The 2,229-nt window shown below is 69.4% G+C and carries 4 protein-coding genes and 1 pseudogene; 4 read left to right on the forward strand and 1 reads right to left on the reverse strand.

Going from position 1 to position 2,229, the window contains the following annotated elements:
• Positions 1-386 (forward strand): M20/M25/M40 family metallo-hydrolase (locus ACWELQ_RS44175; RefSeq protein WP_452402928.1); only part of this gene is annotated, 386 nt, incomplete at its 5' end.
• Between the two features lie 6 nt (positions 387-392).
• On the opposite strand, the gene ACWELQ_RS44180 is transcribed toward ACWELQ_RS44175, so the two are convergent.
• Positions 393-1,052, reverse strand: a complete 660-nt coding sequence (locus ACWELQ_RS44180) for a helix-turn-helix domain-containing protein (protein ID WP_452402929.1) — start codon at positions 1,050-1,052, stop codon at positions 393-395.
• Between the two features lie 84 nt (positions 1,053-1,136).
• Here ACWELQ_RS44180 and ACWELQ_RS44185 point away from each other — a divergent pair, with 84 nt between their 5' ends.
• The 3 genes and pseudogenes from ACWELQ_RS44185 to ACWELQ_RS44195 form a co-directional block, all read left to right on the forward strand.
• Positions 1,137-1,529 carry an ethanolamine utilization protein gene (locus tag ACWELQ_RS44185; RefSeq protein ID WP_452402930.1) on the forward strand — a complete coding sequence of 131 codons (393 nt, stop codon included), beginning with the start codon at positions 1,137-1,139 and terminating at the stop codon, positions 1,527-1,529.
• 5 nt (positions 1,530-1,534) lie between these two features.
• Positions 1,535-2,008 carry a dimethylamine monooxygenase subunit DmmA family protein gene (locus tag ACWELQ_RS44190; protein ID WP_452402931.1) on the forward strand — a complete coding sequence of 158 codons (474 nt, stop codon included), beginning with the start codon at positions 1,535-1,537 and terminating at the stop codon, positions 2,006-2,008.
• Positions 2,005-2,229, forward strand: a pseudogene (locus ACWELQ_RS44195) (oxidoreductase); the annotation flags it as partial. The gene ACWELQ_RS44190 and the pseudogene ACWELQ_RS44195, both read left to right, overlap by 4 nt.

Consider the following 2,229-nt stretch of genomic DNA (forward strand, 5'->3'; position numbering starts at 1 on the left):
CCTGGCTCGACGCGCGCGCCGCCGACCAGCCAACCCTGGACGCCCTGGTCGACCGGATCGCGACCGCGGCCCGCTCGCACGCCGGAGCCGAGGGTGTCGGCCTGGCCGTGCACACCGAATCCGTCACGCCCATCGTCGATTTCGCGCCGGAACCGCGCGCCCGGCTGGCCGCCGCGCTCGCGCACCTGGGCGAGATCCCGATTCTGCCCACCCAGGCCGGACACGACGCGGGCATCCTGTCCGACCGGGTGCCGACCGCGATGCTGTTCGTGCGCAACCCCACCGGGGTCTCGCACTCGCCCGCCGAGCACGCCGACGCGGTGGACTGTCACGTGGGCGCGGCCGCGCTCGCCGATGTCATGACCGCCTGGGTCGCCTCGGCCTGACCCCGCTCACTCCTCGACGTGGTTGTCCGGATAGGCGGTGATCGCCAGGAACCGGATCGGCAACCGCACCAACTCGCTGGGCCCGTGCGCGCCCTCACCGTCCAGCAGCAGCGAATCCCCCGGGCGCAGTGTGTATTCGGAGTCACCGTGACCGTAGACCATGACCCCCTCGAGCATGTACAGCAACTCGGTGCCCGCGTGCTGGAACAGCGGGAACGTCTCGCTCGCCTCGGTGAGCGTGACCAGCACCGGCTCCAGCCGCTTGTGCTGCCCGCGCAGCGCGCCCAGCAGTTCGTAATGGTGCCCGACCCGGGTGCCGCGGCCCACGATCACCGCGCCGTGCCCGGCCGTGGTGAACACCGCCTCGCGGGTGCTGTCCGCGCCACGGAACAACGAGGTCACCGGGACGTCGAGGCCCGCGGCCAAACGCGCCAGCGTCGAGAGGCTGCACGAGGTCTGGGCGTTCTCGATCTTGGACAGCATGGCCTTGGAAATGCCCACCCGGGCGGCCATATCACCCACCGACAAGCCGCTGGCCGCGCGCAGCGCCCGCACCTGCTTGCCGATCACCCGCTCGAGCTCGACGCCGGTCGGCGCATCGGGTGACACCTCGCGCTGCACCGGAGCCGGATCACCGGTGTCGCGGTGTTCGGGTCGCGCGCTCATACACCACCTGCCATCCGTCGTAACCCCATCGCCAGTTTCCTCACATTAACCTACGTTTCTTCACGATAGAAAACCGGAGTCATCATGGCCGAGTCAGCCACCCCCGACACCACCGTCGTCGCCCCGTTCCGGGTCACCCCCGGATTCTGGAAGACGTTGCCGCCCATGCCGATCGAACAGTATCCGGGCACCGACGCCTACATCGCCGACGTCTACGCCAACCCCGAGGGCTCACCCATGTGCTCGGGCTACTTCGAACTCCGCCACACCGACGCCCCCCTGGACTACTTCTACGAATACGACGAGATGAAGATCATCCTGGAAGGTGAGTTCCGGCTGGAGAATCCGGACACCGGCCAGGTGCTGACCGCCAGGGCCCACGACGCGATCTTCTTTCCCAAGGGATCGCGCATCCTGTTCTCCACCCCGGACCGGGCGCTGGCGTTCTACGTTGGCTACCGCACCTTCGCGCCCTAGCCGCCATGCCGGTCAGTATGCCGCACACCAGCGTTCCGCGCTGGTCACCGGCCCTTCCCGTCCCCGCCCACTCTACCCGGGTCGTCCTCGTCACCGACGCGGCCGACCTCCCGCCGCTGTCCGAGGAACTCGACGGCGACATTCTGACGGTGTCGCCGGACGCCCTCGCTCCGGTCTTGGAAAACGCCCGCGTCGGTTGGCATTTCGTCCTGCACGGCACCGACGCCACGGTGTCGGCGGTGCGGGCGCGACTGCTCGCCGCGGGCGCGCTCGACGCCGAGATCACCACCCTCGTCGAGGACGCGGCCCGGCGACAGGTGTTCTGCACCCACTGCCGAAACACGACCATGGCGCACACCGAGATCGGCGGCACCGTGCCGTGCTCCGGATGCGGTGCGCCGCTGGCCGTCTACCACCACTTCTCGCGACGACTGGGCGCGTACATGGGCTATCGAGTCGACGCGGAGGAATTGCCATGAGACAGCTGCGGATCGCGGATGCCGCCATGCTCACCGCCACGGTGCGCGAACTGATCCTGGTCGACCCGGATGGGGGAGTGCTGCCCTCGTTCGCGCCGGGCAGTCATCTCGCGATCGACCTCGAAGCGGGACGGCGCAATTCGTACTCCCTGACGGGGCCGTCCGTGCGACCCGACCACTACGCCGTCTCCGTGCGGCGGGAGGCGGACGGGCACGGCGGG

The sequence above is a fragment of the Nocardia sp. NPDC004722 genome (assembly GCF_053601505.1).